Annotated in this window: 16 protein-coding genes and 1 pseudogene; 3 read left to right on the plus strand and 14 right to left on the minus strand. The window is 58.5% G+C overall.

The features are described 5' to 3' along the window. Positions 1 to 341: 341 nt before the first annotated feature. Entirely contained in the window at positions 342 to 1280 is a 939-nt protein-coding gene (locus ACMXYH_RS14810) for a site-specific integrase (RefSeq protein ID WP_371928194.1), read from the plus strand. A gap of 10 nt (positions 1281 to 1290) precedes the next feature. Here ACMXYH_RS14810 and ACMXYH_RS14815 read toward each other — a convergent pair whose 3' ends face one another. The 6 genes and pseudogenes from ACMXYH_RS14815 to ACMXYH_RS14840 form a co-directional block, all read right to left on the minus strand. Continuing rightward, complete coding sequence (locus ACMXYH_RS14815; protein ID WP_129443975.1) at positions 1291 to 2361, minus strand: ABC transporter ATP-binding protein; 1071 nt, start codon at positions 2359 to 2361, stop codon at positions 1291 to 1293. After that, positions 2358 to 3956, minus strand: a complete 1599-nt coding sequence (locus ACMXYH_RS14820) for an ABC transporter permease (protein WP_415767534.1) — start codon at positions 3954 to 3956, stop codon at positions 2358 to 2360. Before ACMXYH_RS14820 ends, ACMXYH_RS14815 begins: the two co-directional genes overlap by 4 nt. A 3-nt stretch (positions 3957 to 3959) precedes the next feature. Further along, the gene (locus tag ACMXYH_RS14825) at positions 3960 to 4973 is read right to left on the minus strand and encodes an iron ABC transporter substrate-binding protein (RefSeq protein ID WP_415767535.1); all 1014 of its coding nucleotides are present in this window, start codon (positions 4971 to 4973) and stop codon (positions 3960 to 3962) included. Between the two features lie 196 nt (positions 4974 to 5169). After that, a pseudogene (locus ACMXYH_RS14830) lies at positions 5170 to 5574 on the minus strand (ABC transporter ATP-binding protein); the annotation flags it as partial. Next, the gene (locus tag ACMXYH_RS14835) at positions 5558 to 6004 is read right to left on the minus strand and encodes a sensor histidine kinase (RefSeq protein WP_415767536.1); all 447 of its coding nucleotides are present in this window, start codon (positions 6002 to 6004) and stop codon (positions 5558 to 5560) included. The pseudogene ACMXYH_RS14830 and the gene ACMXYH_RS14835, both read right to left, overlap by 17 nt. 150 nt (positions 6005 to 6154) lie before the next feature. After that, entirely contained in the window at positions 6155 to 6559 is a 405-nt protein-coding gene (locus ACMXYH_RS14840) for a hypothetical protein (protein WP_415767538.1), read from the minus strand. On the opposite strand from ACMXYH_RS14840, the gene ACMXYH_RS14845 reads away from it, so the two are divergent. Continuing rightward, positions 6558 to 6839 carry a hypothetical protein gene (locus tag ACMXYH_RS14845; RefSeq protein ID WP_415767539.1) on the plus strand — a complete coding sequence of 94 codons (282 nt, stop codon included), beginning with the start codon at positions 6558 to 6560 and terminating at the stop codon, positions 6837 to 6839. The two genes, ACMXYH_RS14840 and ACMXYH_RS14845, sit on opposite strands and share 2 nt — an antisense overlap. Before the next feature lie 142 nt (positions 6840 to 6981). Here ACMXYH_RS14845 and arnT read toward each other — a convergent pair whose 3' ends face one another. Beyond that, positions 6982 to 8703, minus strand: a complete 1722-nt coding sequence (gene arnT, locus ACMXYH_RS14850; protein ID WP_415767540.1) for a lipid IV(A) 4-amino-4-deoxy-L-arabinosyltransferase — start codon at positions 8701 to 8703, stop codon at positions 6982 to 6984. A 174-nt stretch (positions 8704 to 8877) separates the two neighbouring features. Further along, positions 8878 to 9558 (minus strand): histidine phosphatase family protein, encoded by a 681-nt coding sequence (locus ACMXYH_RS14855; protein WP_415767541.1) that lies wholly within the window; start codon positions 9556 to 9558, stop codon positions 8878 to 8880. Positions 9559 to 9795: 237 nt separating this feature from the next. On the opposite strand from ACMXYH_RS14855, the gene ACMXYH_RS14860 reads away from it, so the two are divergent. After that, complete coding sequence (locus ACMXYH_RS14860; protein WP_129443985.1) at positions 9796 to 11067, plus strand: sensor histidine kinase; 1272 nt, start codon at positions 9796 to 9798, stop codon at positions 11065 to 11067. Between the two features lie 5 nt (positions 11068 to 11072). Here ACMXYH_RS14860 and ACMXYH_RS14865 read toward each other — a convergent pair whose 3' ends face one another. The 6 genes from ACMXYH_RS14865 to ACMXYH_RS14890 form a co-directional block, all read right to left on the minus strand. Next, positions 11073 to 11633, minus strand: coding sequence for a PqiC family protein (locus ACMXYH_RS14865; RefSeq protein WP_415767542.1), 561 nt, complete (start codon positions 11631 to 11633; stop codon positions 11073 to 11075). 17 nt (positions 11634 to 11650) lie between these two features. Continuing rightward, entirely contained in the window at positions 11651 to 13306 is a 1656-nt protein-coding gene (locus ACMXYH_RS14870) for an intermembrane transport protein PqiB (RefSeq protein WP_415767543.1), read from the minus strand. Further along, entirely contained in the window at positions 13287 to 13943 is a 657-nt protein-coding gene (locus ACMXYH_RS14875; protein ID WP_129443991.1) for a paraquat-inducible protein A, read from the minus strand. The genes ACMXYH_RS14870 and ACMXYH_RS14875 overlap by 20 nt, the downstream gene beginning before the upstream one ends. Further along, positions 13940 to 14536, minus strand: a complete 597-nt coding sequence (locus ACMXYH_RS14880; RefSeq protein WP_129443993.1) for a paraquat-inducible protein A — start codon at positions 14534 to 14536, stop codon at positions 13940 to 13942. The genes ACMXYH_RS14875 and ACMXYH_RS14880 overlap by 4 nt, the downstream gene beginning before the upstream one ends. A 226-nt stretch (positions 14537 to 14762) precedes the next feature. Beyond that, complete coding sequence (locus ACMXYH_RS14885; RefSeq protein ID WP_134421522.1) at positions 14763 to 16064, minus strand: NAD(P)/FAD-dependent oxidoreductase; 1302 nt, start codon at positions 16062 to 16064, stop codon at positions 14763 to 14765. Next, positions 16061 to 17149 (minus strand): polyamine ABC transporter substrate-binding protein, encoded by a 1089-nt coding sequence (locus ACMXYH_RS14890; protein ID WP_415767544.1) that lies wholly within the window; start codon positions 17147 to 17149, stop codon positions 16061 to 16063. The genes ACMXYH_RS14885 and ACMXYH_RS14890 overlap by 4 nt, the downstream gene beginning before the upstream one ends. Positions 17150 to 17254: the final 105 nt, after the last annotated feature.

A 17254-nucleotide genomic window follows, 5' to 3' on the forward strand; every position in this document is an offset into this window, starting at 1 on the left:
GGATCCATTGCAAGCGTAGACGCTAAAAACAAAAGCTGCATCAATTGGTTACTCGAAATACCTGACGATTTAGATAGGTTGACATTTTCTGCCATGGTCGGCAGGTTGGTCCCTCGCAAAGAGACAGGCCGGACTCATTGAGGTTATTCCCGATTTTGTGAAAGGAATATGAAAAACCGGTCGGCGAATCGTTTATCTGGAGGCCATACAGCCACGGTTCAGAATTCTGCCGCTCATCGAGTTTTCCAGTAGAAAGTTCCTACAGAAGTGTCCTGCTTTACAGGAAGGGTGTTTCAATCCTTAGTTGTTTAATGAACTGTTTCCACTGAAGGCCGTTTCGTTTGATCGACTTACCCGCTACCGACTCAACTCCCTCAAAGACCAATCCGTTGACCCTGTATCTGGCGCGTCTGGCACCCTCCAGCCAACTGACCATGCGTTATGTTTTGCAGGACGCCGCTGACCGGTTGGGCTTCGAAGACATGAACGTCGAGGAGATTCCCTGGCACAACCTGCAACCCGAAGATGTCATTGCACTGGTGGCCACCTTGCGCACCGACGGCTACGCGCCGAACACCTCTTCGCTGTACGTCAACGCGGTGCGCGGGGTGATGAACGAGGCGTGGCGCATGAGCCTGATCAGTCAGGAACACTTGCTGAAAATGCGTTCGGTGAAGGGGATTGCCGGCACGCGATTGTCTCAGGGGCGAAACCTCAGGCGCACGCTGATCCAGGAATTGATGGCGGTCTGCGCCGCCGATCCTCGGCCACAGGGGTTGAGGGATGCAGCGATCATCGGGATTTTGTATGGCTCGGGCATGCGCAAATCGGAATCGGTGAACCTGGACCTGAACCAGGTCGATTTCACCGAGCGCAGCCTTCGTGTGACCGCCAAGGGCAATAAGCAATTGATCAAGTACGCTCCGGCCTGGGCGTTCGCCAAACTCAATGACTGGCTGGAACTGCGGCGCTCGCTACTGAAGGAGGGTGAAGTGGACGATTCGTTCCTGTTCAATCGCATCCGCCGCGGCAGTCACATCACCCGCGAGCGCATCACCAAACATGCGATCTATTACATCGCCAGACAGCGGGGCGCGCAGGTCGGGGTGAAAATCATGCCGCATGATTTTCGACGTTCGTTCATTACCCGAGTGATTGAGGAGTACGACTTGTCGATCGCCCAGAAACTCGCCCACCACAGCAACATCCAGACCACGGCCAACTACGATGTGCGCGATGACAACGAACGGCGTCGGGCCGTGGACCGGTTCGATCTTTGATGGACGGGGTTCAAGATTCGCTCAGTACGTGGGCATGGCCGATCGTCGAGACGTGAACCGCACTGCCGGCGGGTGGCGCATACAGGCCCGAACTGCGCACCATCAATGATCGACCAGGCTGTTGCCCGGAAGCCAAAGCCTCCAATTCCACCGTCAATGTGCAGGTATTGCCGCTGAAATCCCTCTCGGTCACAACGGCACGACACCCGGCGGCCTCGGTTGGGCTGGGCTGGATGCTGACGAGTTGCAGTTGCTCGGGACGCAGCATGATCTGCGCCGATTTGTTGTTCCGGTGGTTGTTCACCGGTATGCGACCGAGATCGCAATGGGCCCAGCCGGCTTCGATTCTGGCGGGCATGACCACGGCATCCCCCAGAAACAGCGCGGTTTGTTCATCCTCGGGGTAGCGGTAAAGGTCCAGCGGATGGCCTGACTGCACCAGCCGACCATCGCGCATCACCGCCAGCTGATCGGCAAACGACAAGGCTTCACTCTGGTCATGGGTGACCAGAATGGTGGTCACGCCGGCGTCGGTCAGTAGCCGTGCGACCATTTTGCGCATGGCGCCTCGAAGGCCGGTGTCGAGGGCCGAAAACGGCTCGTCCAGCAACATCAAGCGTGGCTGTTGCGCCAGCGCCCGCGCCAGCGCCACGCGTTGTTGCTGGCCACCGGACAGTTCATGGGGCCAACGGTTGGCCATGTTCGCATCCAGCGCCACGCTGTCCATCAGCTCTGCGACTCGCTCATGTTTTGCACCGCCCTTGATCGAAAGCCCGAAACCGATGTTCGCGGCCACAGTCATGTGCGGGAACAGGGCGCCGTCCTGCGGAACATAACCAATCAAACGCTGATGCGCCGGGACTTCGTGGGTGTCGTCGACGAGCGTTTGGCCATTGAGTGATAGTCGGCCTGCGTCCGGGAATTCGAAGCCGGCGATCATCCGCAACAACGTGGTTTTTCCTGAGCCGGACGGGCCGACGATGACCGTTCGGCTGCCCGTTGGCACCGACAGGTTGATGCTCTCCAGCGCTTGATGGGAGCCGTAGGACTTGGAAATGGAATGGAGTTCAAGAGCGTTCATCGGCCAGCCGTTCGTTTTGATTGGTGATAAAGAAGTCCGGTCAGGGGAAGCGACAGCAAAATCATCAGCAAGGCATAGGGCGCAGCCGCGGCGTAATCGATTTCGCTGGTCATGGCCCAGAATCCGGTGGCCAGGGTGCGTGTGCCGTTGGGGGCGAGCAGCAGGGTGGCGGTCAACTCATTGGTGATCGCCAGAAACACCAGCGCGGCGCCAGCGGCAGCGCCGGGCGCGGCCAGGCGCAGGGTGATCAGCCACAATGCCCGGGCGGGGGAGCGGCCGAGGCTGCGGGCCATGTTTTCCAGCTCCACCGGCGCCTGGGCGATCCCGGCGCGCAAGCTCACCAGGGCACGGGGCAAAAACATCAGCAGGTACGCCAGCAGCACCGTGATAGTCGTCTGGTAAATCGGCCGGGCGAAATGGATGGTGGCGGTCACCAATGCCAGGGCCACGACGATCCCCGGCAACGAACTGGTGATGTAGTTGCAGCTTTCCAGCACACGTTGCAACCGGCCCGGAGAGCGAATCGACAGCCAGGCAATCGGGATGGCGGCGCAGGTGGTCAGGGCGGCGCCCGCAACGCCGAGCAGCAGCGTCTGTTCCAGCGCCGGCAGAAGCTCGTCCATCTGCCAGACCTGCGTACCGCCGGCGATCAGCCAGTTACCTAAAGTCACCAGTGGCACGCCCAGCGCCAGCGCGCAGGTCGCGACCTGCACAGTCAGCGCGAGGAGGGTGGTTCCAGATTTCAGGCGCACCACCCGCTGTTCGCGAGCGCTTCCCGACCCGATGCGGGCGTAACGCGCCGTGCCGCGAGCGGCCGATTCTGCAGTCAGCATCACCAGGCAACACAGGGCGAGAACGCTGGCCAGCATGTTGGCGGCGGGGCCGTTGAAGGTGGATTTGAACTGATCGAAGATGGCCGTGGTGAAGGTGTCGAAGCGGATCATCGCGTACAGGCCATATTCGGCCAGCAGGTGCAGGCCCACCAGCAAAGCGCCGCCGCAGATAGCCAGGCGCAATTGCGGCAGCACCACGCGGAAAAATATCGCCCAGGGTTTTAGCCCCAGCGATTCGGCAACGTCTTCGATGGCCGGATCGAGCCTGCGCAGGGTCGCAGCAATCGGCAAGTACAGGAACGGGAAGTAGGCGATAACCGAGACCAGAACCCCGGCAAACAGGCCGTGAATCGGCGGGACCAGACTCACCCACGCATAGCTGTGCACGAACGCCGGCACCGCCAGCGGCGCGGTCGCCAGCAAAGACCACCAGCGCCGCCCCGGCAGGTTGGTGCGTTCTGTCAGCCAGGCCAGAGACAGGCCTAACGTGACGCACAACGGAATCGTGATCACCACCAGTAAAACGGTGTTGATCAACAGTTCAGCGACCCGCGGCCGGAATACCAGCGGCACAAGGGTCGCCCAGCCTGTCTGAAACGATACGCCGATGACGAAGGCAATCGGCAGCAGCGACAGCAGCGACACCAGCACCGACAAACTGATCACCCACGCGCCACCACGCCCCGCGAAGAGGCCGCGGGATCGTCGTCGCAAATTCGCGGGTATCGCCTCGGCGACACCCGCTGGTAAGGTTTCAGGCATCAATTAGAGCAGTCCCGCCTGAGTCATCAACTCCACGGCTTTTTTACTGTCGAGTTTTGAAGCATCGACTGTCGGCGCGTCAAGTTGCTGCAAAGGCACCAGTTTTGGGTTGGATTCAGCGTTCTTGCCCACCGCGTATTCAAACGATTTGCCGGTTTTGAGGATGGCCTGGCCATCTTTACCCGTAATCCACTTGAGGAACGCCTGGGCTTGTTCCTTGTGTTTGCTGGATGCCAGAACGCCGCCACCGGAGACGCTGACAAACGCGCCCGGATCCTTGTGCTTGAAGTAGTGCAGGGCGGTGTTCTTGCTGTTTTCGCCGGTCTTGGCCTGGTCGCCGAAGCTGTAATAGTGGTAGATCACGCCGCTGTCGACCTGCCCGGCGTTGACCGCTTTCAGTACCGCACTGTTGCCGCGATAGATCGTGGCATTGGCCTTCAACCCTTTGAGCCATTCCAGCGTGGCGGCTTCACCCTTGAGTTCCAGCACGGCGGCGACGATAGCCTGGAAGTCGGCACCGGCTGGTGAAACGCCCCAGCGACCTTTCCAGCTCGGGCCAGCGAGGTCCATCAGCGACTTGGGCAGTTCGGCTTCGGGCAGTTTGCTCGGGTTATAGACAAACACCGTGGAGCGCGCGGCGATCCCCACCCATTTGCCATGGGCCGGGCGGTAAGCATTGCCGACCTGTTCCAGGGTGGCCGGCGCAACCGGCGCAAAAAGCCCCGCATTGTCGACCAGCACCATGGCCGGGGAGTTTTCGGTCAGGAACACGTCGGCCGGGGAGGCAGCGCCTTCCTGTACGATCTGATTGCCCATCTCGGTGTCGTCGCCATTGCGCACGGTGACTTTGATCCCGGTTTCCTTGGTAAAGCCCTCGATCCAGGATTTGGTCAGGCTTTCGTGCTGGGCGTTGTAGACTACGATGCCATCGGCATCCGCGGCATACACGTGACCGGCGCTCAGCAGCGCGGTGGCCAGCAATGCTTTTTTCAGGAAAGAAGGGATACGGGCATTCATTCTGTGGGCAGCTCCTGTTCTTTTTTAGAAGTCATGCACGTAGATTCGCTGCTAGAACAATGCGAATCATTGGCATGTTTTGAGTTGCAGCGAATGTAGAGAACAAAATGAGAAAAAAACGTTAAAGAAACCGTTAATACATGTCATTTTCATTCAGATTAGCAGCACCTCAGCCCATTGCGCGGTGGATCGGGTATCAAACGATGTCGTCGATCAGGATGTGGCGTTGGCCACGGCTGCATTGCTCGACCCTTGCCTCAACCTCGTAGACATCGCGAAGCATCTTCACCGTAATCACTTGATCGCTGGGCCCGCTGCCCTGGCTGGTGCCATTGGCGATCACTAATACCTGATCGGCAAAGCGTAGCGCCTGATTCAGGTCATGGATCGCGATGAACACAATGACTTCGCGTCTGCGCGCCAGTGCGCGCATGAAGTTCAGCACTTGCACCTGGCGATGCATGTCCAGCGCGCTGGTCGGTTCGTCCATCAGCAGAGTTTCCGGCTCGCGCACCAGGGTTTGGGCAATCGACACCAGTTGTTGCTGGCCGCCGCTCAGTTCCCCAAGGTTGCGGAAGGATAGTTCAGTGATCCCCAGGGCGCGAGAGTACCGGCTTATGCCGCATGATGGCGATGGTTACACGAGTGCCCGCCAGCGGCGTACTTTGAATCGACAGGTGCCCACCCAGTCTTTCGATAATCCGTTGGCAGTGGGCAAACCCAAGTCCGAACGACGTCGATTGCGAGCGTGCGGTGTCGGCACGAAAGAACACTTGCCCCAACTGCCGGACCTCGTCGGCAGACATGCCTGCACCGTTATCGGTGATGCAAATGGTAAAGCTGCTGTCCGGCTGTTCTTCCAGCGTGACGTCAACGGCACCACCGATGGAGGTGTGCTTGATGGCATTGTCGAGCAAGTTGCCGAAGACCACCTCCCATTGCTCCGGACGTCTTGAGTTCATGGGAGGCGTTGGCGATAAACAGCCGTTGGCGCTCCAACACCTCCTGGACTGCGGTTTCCATTTGCGCATAGCTGTCGAACAGCAGTTTTTCTTCCGCCGAATGCGGCTCGAACACCACTCGACGGGTGAACTCCGGCGGCTTCAATGTGCGCAGTTGTCGGGCGAAGCTACGCAGGTTTCGAGTGGAGTACGACACCACGAAAAAGCTGCCGAGCGTGGTCAGCAGCAGTATTCCCGAGCGGCAAGCGCCACCACGTGTTTGAAGGCGGCGACCGCATCAAGTACCGGTTGTGCGTTGGTAGCCACCAGCAGTTTGGCCTTCATCGGCCCCTCGGGGCTATTGCGTTCAAGGTCGCCCACCTGCGCAATCCATTTTTCGTAACCGACGTCGAACAGGAACGTTTCTTCGCCGCCCGCCCGAACCTGATTCATCGCGCGGCGAAGTGCTTCGCGCATGGGTGGAGTCGGGCCTTGAGAGTCTTGCAGCAGCGCGCTGTCGCAATTGCGCTCGGGCAAGCCAGATCCGGCAGCCTGTGCAGAGGCGTTGAAAACCCTGCTGGCGAAGCTGGAAACCAAGCAGAGCAGTGCCGCCCCCTCAGGGGTGGCCGCGACCGCGGGGTCCATGGGCGATTTGTCTTACCTGAAGGTTATTCTGTCCGACACTCAACAGCTGCTCGCCAGCGGCGACATGAAAGGTGCCCGTGCACGGATTACCGACCTGGAGAGTGCCTGGGATCAGGCCGAGGAAAAACTGCGTCCGATCGACCCTGAAGGCTGGACCTCGATCGACAAGTCATTGGACCGGGCGTTGAAGCAGGTCAGGACGGGGTCGCCGGATCTGGCCGCGTGTACCGAGGCGCTGATCACGTTGTCGACGAAAATCGACAGTAAAAATACGCACTGACGGAACATTGAACGCGATTGAATAGAGAGGCCCGTCAGTTAAGCAATTTCAGCCGCGACACTCTTTGCAGCTGCAGATCGCGTTACGGCTTAACTGACTGGCATTGCCCCTCGGGCCTCTCTTTTTTTGAGCGCCGTCCTTGTCAGGGTTGGCGCTGCGGGAAAATCAGAATCTCCAGATTGCCGCGCTGATAACGCTTGCCATCGATGGGCAACAACTCGACTTCTTGCACTTCCTGGACACTGTTGACCCGCATCACCACGCCGACCGCGCCTTTTTTGCGGGCCTCGGTCATCCATTGCCCAATACTTTTCATCGTGACTATTCTTGAGGCCATGGAGGGATCATCGAGACCGTACTTCAGCTCGCCGATGGTGTTGTAAAGAGCGATCTGCGGCTGCTTCAGGCGCCAGGACAACGCCGCCGCCGCACCCAAATCGTTACTGAGCAGCGAGGTGGTCTGACTCAAGGCATCCAGATGCTCGGCAATGAACTGATCGGGCATCTTGCTATCGACGATCTGGCCGGGCATCGCCGCCGGCAGCAATGCGACCAGCAGCCAGATGCCCAACGCCGGCATGGCCCAGAACATCAATGGACGCAAGACTTGCAACGCGTTAGCGATGATCCAGCCAATCAGCACGAAAAACACCAGCGACAGGCTGAACATTTCAGTGTTTTCGTAGATCTCTTTGGTGGTCTGCAGATAGAGCAGGACGATCAGGGCTATGGTAGCAATGACGACATTGAGCATTCCGTTGATACGAATCGCTCGGCCGCGCGCGTTGTTCAGCGACTCGGTCAGAGCATGGCCCATCAGCAACGCCAGGGGTAACAGGCACGGCATGATATAGGTCGGCAGCTTGCCGCTGCTCAGGCTGAAGAACCCCAGTGGCAACAGCAGCCAGAGCAACAGGAAACCGATCGCTGGCTGGCGTTTTTGCTGCCAGGCCTGGACGAATGTCGTGGGCAATAACGCAGCCCATGGCAGGCTCGAGGCAACCAGCAGCGGCAGGTAGAACCACCATGGACGAGCGTGTTGAGCATTATCGGCAGCAAAACGGCGAATGTGTTCGTTCCAGAAAAAAAACCGCCAGAAATCCGGTTCCTGATGGTGGATCGCGAGCGCCCACGGCAGGCAAACCACCACTGCGACAAGCACCGCCAACGGCCCGTAGCGCAACAGCTCACCCATGCGTCGTTGCCAGAGCATCCAGGGCAGGGCGATCAACACAGGGAGTAGCCACGCCAGAAAGCCCTTGGTCATGAAACCCATCCCACAGGCAACGCCCAACAGCGCCCAGGCGCCGAGGCGACGACTCAAAGAACGGCTATCAATGGCGAACCACAGTGAGACCAGACTCAGGTTGGCCCAGAACGTGAATTGTGGATCGAGGTTGGCATATCCGGCCTGACCGCTGATCAGCCCGAAACTCATGTACAGCATTGCGCAGGCAACGCTTTTGCGCCGCTCGCCCCATAAGCGGCTGGCCATCAGGTAAGTCAGCCAGACACTCAGTCCTGTGCTCAGTGCCGAGACGATACGTACCCCAAACAGGTTGTCGCCAAAGATGGCCTGCGCGATGGCGATCATCCAGTACCCGGCGATCGGCTTCTCGAAGTAGCGAATGCCCATGAAATGCGGGGAGGTCCAGTTCCCGCTCAGCAGCATTTCCTGGCTGATCTGGCCATAACGGGTTTCGTCTGGCGTCCACAGGCCATGGGACATCAGGGGCAAGAGATAAAACACCAAAAACGCCAGCAGCAACGCAGGTAGGGCCCAGCGTTCGGTGAGGGTGGAGGTCTGGACAGCGGGGCGCAGTAAATCGTCAGCAGCGTAGGACCGCAAGTTATCAGGTGTCATGATTCGACCTTGGCGCAGCAGAGGTTGCTCGGAGGGGGACATGCGCAGTGCATTTCAGCATGCGCGGAACTTAATCTATGTCGCAAATCAATAGTGATCCGAACTGCAAGTATCTGTTAGTTGCGGCGGGCGCTGAGAGCTTTTAGGGAGGGGCCGCTCATCAAGGCTGCAAACTTATTGCTTGGTCCACGGGTCTTTAAACAAGGAGTGCCAATCACCGGCATTAAGTATGCCGAGTACTTGCAGCTGGCCATTGGCATCAATGCGGACAAATAACGAACTACCATACTCACTCGAAACCGCGTGTTTAAAACCGGTCTGGGTTTCGAAATCGCTGATGCAACCGCTGTGCGTCACCAGCACCAGATTGTGCTGGGCACGTTTGTGCGCCACCACATCATTACGCAGGGTTTTGCCACAGCTGGCCAACCATTCCTGGGTCATTGCGTCTTTGCCAAACATGGAATGCGAGGTTTGTGCCGTACGGGTGACCGGGCTGCTCAAGACATCGGTCTGGTCCATACCCAGACGCTGGAACCCTTGACCCACGGCCACGGCGGCATCGCTGCCGACTCGGGTAATGCCGTCGGCCGGGCCCAGGCAAGGATTGGCCGAGCGGTCGCAGCGCTCGGTATGGCGAACCAGTACGATGATCTCGCCCGCTTGCCACTGATTGATCAAGCGCGTGGTAGCGTCGGATCCGGTCGTGCCCAGATTTACCGGCGATCTTGGCCACAAGACAAAACCCGTCACTAACGCTACAGCGATGAGTGCCACCGCCGACAACGTCAGCCTGGTCAGCCGCGGGCTCAAGACTCGCCTGGGTAACTGCTTGCGCAATGAAGATTTAATCACGTTTTATTTATCCGTCAGTACGCAATAGCGAATAACTTACAATACGCCCATGCCGAATAACATATCAGTCAGGCCAGAGCGCGGATTCAAAATTGAGGTGGTATAAGAGAGGCTAAATATCGACAGGTGTGGGGCAAGTGAAATGGATGTGAAAAATTTGCACGGCCTATGGGCAGCTCCTAGATAGTTTATGTTTGCGAACTCTTATCTTTTACACCTTGCTAGTGGAAACAAAGAATGGATTTCAAACAGAGCCTGACGAAAAGGATCGTCATCGTATTCGCCCTGATGAGCGCGTTGGTGGCGGGCGTATTTGCGGTGGGCATCGTCGCAACAGTGCACCTGGTTGACCGAAAGCTCACGACGACGCGATTGGCAGGAGGGATGCACCGTCTGCTGTCGATGGACAATCCCGGTCAGTGGACCCATCAACCGGAAAAAGACGAGCTGTTTTTTACCCAGGGCGGGAAGGGCCTCATGGCGCTTGATTCGCAGCTGGAATCGCTACGTCTTGGATTTCAGGAAATCCTGTATCACGGCGCCGATTTCTACGCGATGGTCGAGGTCGTGGATGGACGCAAGTATGTGTTGCTGCGCGATCAGCAAAGCCTCGAACAGCGCGAGCGGATGTTGTTTGCTGTCGTCATGGTCAGTTTCGTTTTGAGCATTCTGCTGGCGATTCTGCTCGGCCGGTTATTGGCCCGGCGTGTGATGGCTCCGGTGATTCGCCTGGCGCGCCAGGTGCGTCATCGCGATCAACTATTGGACCTCGCGTCGCCGCTTCGTCCCGACTATGCGGCTGATGAGGTGGGAGAGCTGGCGCAGTCCTTTGACCAGACCCTGGGACGTCTGCGCGCAGCACTGGGCCGGGAAAAACTCTTCACCAGTGATGTCAGTCACGAATTGCGTACACCGCTGATGGTACTGGGCAGCTCCTGTGAGCTTTTGCTGAGCAATCCCTCGCTGGACCCTCGTTCCGTGGCTCAGGTCAGCCGAATCGCCCGGGCCACCGACGAAATGCGTCAATTGGTCGAAACGTTTTTGATGCTGGCTCGCGCTCGAGAGGATTCCGCTTCGGAGGCGAATGCCACCCTCAAAGAAGTCGCCGATGCGCTGGTGGATATCTGGGGTCGACTGATCCGGGAGAAGGGCATCGAATTCATTTACGACATCGAGCACGTTTCGTCGGATCGTCATAACCTGACGTTCCTGCAATCGGTCATGGGCAATTTGTTGCGAAATGCCTGGCACTACACGGATCAAGGCCACATCCGACTGACCCTGCGTGAACACGGCTTCATTATCGAAGACAGCGGCATAGGCATCCCGGAAGAAGAACGCGATGCGATATTTCAGCCGTTCGTGCGCGGTGACGAGAGTCGAGGTGAAGGGTTGGGGTTGGGCCTTTCACTGGTACAACGGATCTGCAGCAATCAGAACTGGCGAGTACAACTCAGTAGCCGCCAGCCCAACGGTTGTTGTTTCACCGTTGAGCTGGACCGCGAGTAAACTTTTTACTGGGCCGATGGACAACCTCTCGGTGTTCCGGCGGTGGCCTGACTGATCAACGCGGCCAAGCGTTTGACGTTGCGCTGCTGAGCCGCTACCAGTTCATCGATGGACGGCCCTGAAGGTGTTTGCAACGTACTGCGACAAGTGACGAGCGCGTTATCGCTTTCGCCAAGATTGCGCAGACGCCATTTGACGTCAATCAACCCGTATTGGCCGGGGATCGAGTCAAACCGTTGCACGTCCAGCCGCACCGATACCTTGCGCTGGGGATTGCTGTTGACCAGTTGGTCCGCCAGGGCAGTGCGCAATTCATCCGACAGGCTCGCGCCCCACCATTGTGTTTCGAGGATGGCCAGGCCGCTGTTGCCCTGACGAATGACGATCTGCGGGCGGTCGACCTGAGGAGGGACGCTGAGGCTCTCGATCTGGATATCCGCAGCGCTGGTCCTTGAATTGCCGCTCGGTTGGGCCGGGGTCAGGGTGTGGAATTGAATCGGATCACTGCGGCAAGCGGCGAGTAGCAACAATGCAGTGACCAAGCTGATCTTCAGCGGATAAACCATAAGTGATGCTCCTGTGGTCATTTGCGCGGCGGTCCCTGCAGGTCCATCGGCGCAGCATTGTCGGGACGACCGCGAATCAGCGATTCCGGATGCCGGCCCAGGTAATCCGAGAGTTCACGCAAGGAGCGCGACATGCGCCCGAGTTCGTCCAGGGTCTGACCTAATTGTTCGCGTTGCGGCGAGTCTTCGGCCAAGGTCGAACTGGCCGATTGCAGGGTCTTGCTGACGTCCGCCAGCGTGGTCTGCACGCCGGGCAGGGTCTTGGCGTTGAACTGTGTGAGGCCTTTACGCAGTTCGACGAGGTTGCTGTCCAGGTTGCCGGCAATGCGCTCGATCGGCAGTTGGTTGATCTTGTTGACCATGCCCTCCAGTTTTTCCTGCAATTGTTCGAGGCTGCCAGGAACGGTTGGGATAGAGACTGGACGGGCGGTCGGATCGAACACGACTTTCTCCGCTTTGGGGTAGAAGTCGAGCGCAATGTAGAGCTGACCGGTCAACAGATTGCCGCTCCGGGCCTGGGCACGCAGACCGTTGTCGATGAAGCTGCCGATCAGGCGTACGCCAGCGGCTTCGTCGTTGGGGTCATGCTTCAAGACCTCGAGCATTTTGATGTGGGCCTGGCCGAGTCGTTGCGGGTAGATCACGATGCCGACATTGACCGGAAAACTGCGTTTTTTCGCGTCGAAATCCAGATTGACCGCCACGACTCTGCCGAACTCGATGCCAAGGAATTCCACCGGTGCACCGACCTTGAGCCCGCGCAAGGCCTGATCGAAACGCAAACTCAAGAATTGCCCCTTGCCACTGGGCGGAGCGAGGGCGGTTAGCTGGTCTTCGAACAGATCGAAGGCTTTGTCCTCTGCGGCCGGTTGATCATTGGGGCTGTATTCCGGAGCGCGGAAGGCGATACCGCCCACCAGGATCGATGACAGCGATTCGGTTTTTACCGAAAAGCCGTTGGCGCCGACATTTACGTCGATGCCGCTGGCGTTCCAGAATCGGGTGTTTTCAGTGACGTAGGCATCATTGGGCGCGTGGATGAACACTTCGATGTTGACCCCTTTACCGTCGGCGTCCAGAGCATAGGCCACCACTTGACCCACCGGAATCTTGCGGTAGTAAACCGGAGAGCCGATGTCCAGCGAACCGAGGTCTTCGGTGTGCAGGGTGAAGCGCTTACCCGGCTCGCCATAGGTGATCGGCGGCGGGTTTTCCAGGCCGGTAAAGTTTTTGGCGCGGGCGTTGGCCTGGCCGATGTCGGCGCCAATGTAATCACCGGACAGCAGGGTATCGATCCCCGACACCCCGCCAGCGCCAATGCGTGGACGCACGACCCAGAATTGCGAGTCTTCGCGGGTAAAACTTTCCGCCTGTTTGGACAGTTTGATGGTGGCGTTGACGCTCTTCTGATCATTGCTCAGTTCCACGTCCGAGACATGGCCGATCACCACGTTGCGGTATTTGACTTCGGTTTTGTTGGCGGTCAGGCCGCTGCCGGTTTTGAACGTGACGGTGATGGTCGGACCTTCCTGCAACATGGTGTGTACAACCAGGGAAATCCCCACCAGCACCGCGACGATCGGTACGATCCACACCAGCGAAACGCTGAAGCGGCGGGTCTTGACAGGGGCTTGCCCGGGGGCTTGCGGCCCATCAGTGGTTTGCGACTTCATCCATGACCTCCTCGTTTGGGTGATTCCGCTCTTCTTTATCCCAGATCAGGCGTGGGTCGAAACTCATGGCCGACAGCATGGTGAACACCACCACCAGGCCAAAGAACAGAATGCCCGGGCGCGGTTCGATATCGGCCAGGGCTTGAAACTTCACCAGTGAGGCCACCAGGGCGACCACGATCACATCGAGCATCGACCAGTAACCGATGAGCTCGACGAAACGGTACAGCGTTGACCGCTGCTTACTCGCCCATTGGCTGTCGCGCTGAACGGTCACCAGTAACAGCGTCAGGGCGACGAACTTGATGCCCGGCACCGCGATGCTGGCGATGAAAATAATCAGGGCAATGTCCCAGGCTCCGTGCTGCCAGAACTCCAGTACACCGCTCATGATCGTGCTATCGGCGCCGTTGCCGACCATCTTGGTGTTCATCACTGGCAGCAGATTAGCCGGGACGTAAAACGCCAGGGCAGTGAACATGTAGGCCCAGGTCCGGGCCAGTGAGTTGGTTTTGCGCCGATGCAGCGGCGCGCTGCACCGTGTGCATTCGTGAGGTTCATCGGTCATGTCACAGGCCAGGCCGCAGCTATGACACAGGCACAGGTTGAGTTCACTCGCCACCGGCGGCCTGTTCATAAGATGTCCCATAGATCACGGATGTCGCGCCCGGCAATGCGGATCATCATCAGACTGAGAATGGCCAGGGCAAACAGGCCGATGCCGGGCAGCACATCCAGCAATCCAGCGAGTTTGATGACCGCGACCATCGCCCCCAGCAGACAGACCTCCAGCATGCTCCAGGGCCTTAGGGTTTCCAGCCAGCGCATGCAGAACCTGAAACCGGGCGAGCGACGGGAGGCGAGGGCGAAGCTCAGCACCCAGATAAGCAGCAACAGCTGGAAAATCGGCGCGATGATCATCGAGATCGCCGCCACCATGGCGATGAAAGTGATCGGCCCCAGACTCAGGGCAAGCACCGAATCCCAGAGTGTTGCGCTGTTTTTAAGGCCTTTGAGGCTGATGCTCATGACGGGATAGAAGTTGGCGAAAATCCACAGCATCAACGCGGTGAAGGTCAACGCCAGACGTTGTTCCACCGTCAGGCCGTTATAGCGCTGAAGCACGCCGCCGCAGCGTGTACACAGGGTTTTCTGATGTTTGGCGAGCGTGACTTTTTCGTACACGCAGTCGCAGTGCTCGCAGATGATCAGTGGGTCAGTCGTAGCCATAGGCTGCACTCGCCAGGACGCAGGGAAGTCAGAGCACCTCCTCAATATAGAAGCGCCGGGCAATTGAGCAAATTAAAAGGCTGTTCAATGAGATGCGGACGGACGGTGATCTCCTGTAGGAGCTGCCGAAGGCTGCGATCTTTTGATCTTCAAGATCAAGGTCAAAAGATCGCAGCCTTCGGCAGCTCCTACAGGGGAATGGCGTTTGATCTAAAGTGGGGGGCGGTCAGCCGAGCAGTTCGCGCAAGCGATACCAGAACATGCCGAGGGCCAGCAGCGGAGAGCGCAGCATCGGCCCACCGGGAAAGGTCATGTGCGGCACCGCGCTGAACACGTCAAAGCCCTGGCTGTGTCCGACGTGGATCGCTTCGCCCAATAGCTTTGCGCACCAGTGGGTCACGTTCAGGCCATGACCGGAGTAACCCTGGGCGTAAAACACGTTCGGGTGCTGGCTCAAGCGCCCGACCTGTGGGAAGCGATTGGCGGAAATGCCAATCTTGCCGCCCCATTGATAGTCGATGCGCACGTTGGCCAGTTGCGGGAAGACCTTGATCATGTGCGGGCGCATGTAAGCTTCGATGTCCGCCGGATCACGCCCGGAATAATGGCAGGCGCCGCCGAACAGCAAGCGTCGGTCCGCCGAGAGCCGGTAGTAATCCAGGCCGACTTTCTGGTCGCAGAGCGCCAGGTTTTGCGGGATCAATTGCGCCGCAACGTCGGGCGCCAATGGTTCGGTGGCGATGATATAGCTGCCCGCCGGAAGGACCTTTCCGCTCAGTTTCGGTTCGAGCTCTTCCAGGTGAGCGTTGCACGCCAGCACCAGACTGCCGGCGCGCACCGTGCCGCCGGCACAGCGAACCTGCACGGTGCTGCCATGGATCAACTCCAGCACCGGGCTCTGCTCGAAAATCTGCACCCCTAAGGATTGCGCCAATAGCGCTTCACCAAGGACCAGATTGAGCGGGTGCAAGTGACCCGAGCCCATATCGACGAGACCACCGGCATACACGCCGGAGTTCACCACCTGCTGACGGATCTGCTCGGGCCCGACGAGTCGGGTTTCGTGGGCGTAACCCGATTCGGCAAGGCCTTGCTGCTCAGCCTTGAACGCCGCGAACTGCGCTTTAGTATTGGCCAGTTCACAGAACCCCCAGCGCAGGTCGCAATCAATCCCGTGTTCACGAATGCGGTTGCCCACGAGCGCTACCGACTCGACGCCCGCACGCTCAAGGTAGCGCACGCCTTCTTCACCGACATGACGGGCAAAACCGCTGACGTCATGGCCGATGCCGCGGATCAACTGCCCGCCGTTACGCCCGCTGGCGCCCCAGCCTATCCGCCGGCCCTCCAACAGAATGACCGAGAGCCCGCGCTGCGCCAGTTCGATCGCCGTGTTAACGCCGGTAAAGCCGCCGCCGATCACACAGACATCGGCTTCAAGGTCCGCGGCCAGTGTAGGGTAGGGCGCCATTCCATTGGCCGACGCCGCGTAATAGGAGCGAGCATGTTCGTTGCTGTACTGGTTCATTGGTTGGACTTCACTTTGCTCCAGGAACGGGTCATCAAACGCATGATTGCCTGGGGCGGGGTGGTCGAAATGTAGAGCTTGTCGAGGACTGCCTGAGGCGGATAAACCTCAGGATTGTTGACCAGTTCAGGGTCCATATCTTGCTTGGACGCGGGGTTCGGGTTGGCGTAACCGACTGACGCACTGACCTTGGCAATCACTTGCGGATCGAGCAGGTAATTGATGAAAGCATGCGCCTCTTTCTGGTTGCTGGCGTCTGCGGGAACCGCCAACAGGTCGAACCACAAGTTACTGCCTTCCTTGGGGATCGCGTAGGCGATGTTCACGCCGTTCTTGGCTTCCTTGGCCCGGTTCGCGGCCTGGAACACGTCACCCGAGTAACCGAAAGCCACGCAGATGTCGCCGTTGGCCAAATCTGAAACGTACTTCGAGGAGTGGAAGTAGGTGACATATGGGCGGATGCTCAACAGCTTGGCTTCAGCCTTTTTGTAATCCTCAGGATTTTCGCTGCGCGGGTCCATGCCCATGTAATTGAGGACCGCCGGGAACACTTCATCGGCCGAATCCATCATCGACACGCCGCACTGACTGAGTTTCTTCAGGTTCTCAGGTTCGAAAAACACGGCCCAGGAATCGATACGGTCAATGCCCAGCACTTGCTTGACCTTGTCGACGTTGTAGCCGATGCCATTAGTGCCCCACAGGTATGGGACCGAGTGTTCGTTGCCCGGATCGTTTTTCTCCAGCAGCGCCAACAGTTTCGGGTCGAGGTTCTTGAAGTTGGGCAGCTGCGAACGATCGAGCTTCAGGAACGCGCCGGCTTTCACCTGGCGAGCGAGGAAGTGGTTGGACGGCACCACCACGTCATATCCCGTGCGACCGGCGAGCAATTTGCCTTCCAGGGTTTCGTTGGAATCGAACACGTCGTAGATCACCTTGATCCCGCTTTTCGCCTGGAAGTCGGCGAGGGTGGTCTCGCCGATGTAGTCGGTCCAGTTGTAGACGCTGACGGTTGGCTGAGCCTGCGCAACAGCGCTGAACAATAACGCCAAAGCGACTGGAACCACGGATTTCAATAGACGCATATCGACACCTCTTTGAGTTATTGGATTTTTCAGGTGATTGTTTGGTGTTCTCTATCCCTGTGGGAGCGGGCTTGCCCGCGAAGAGGCCGGCACATTCAACATCTC

The organism is Pseudomonas frigoris, assembly GCF_047758635.1.
Lineage (GTDB): Bacteria > Pseudomonadota > Gammaproteobacteria > Pseudomonadales > Pseudomonadaceae > Aquipseudomonas > Aquipseudomonas frigoris.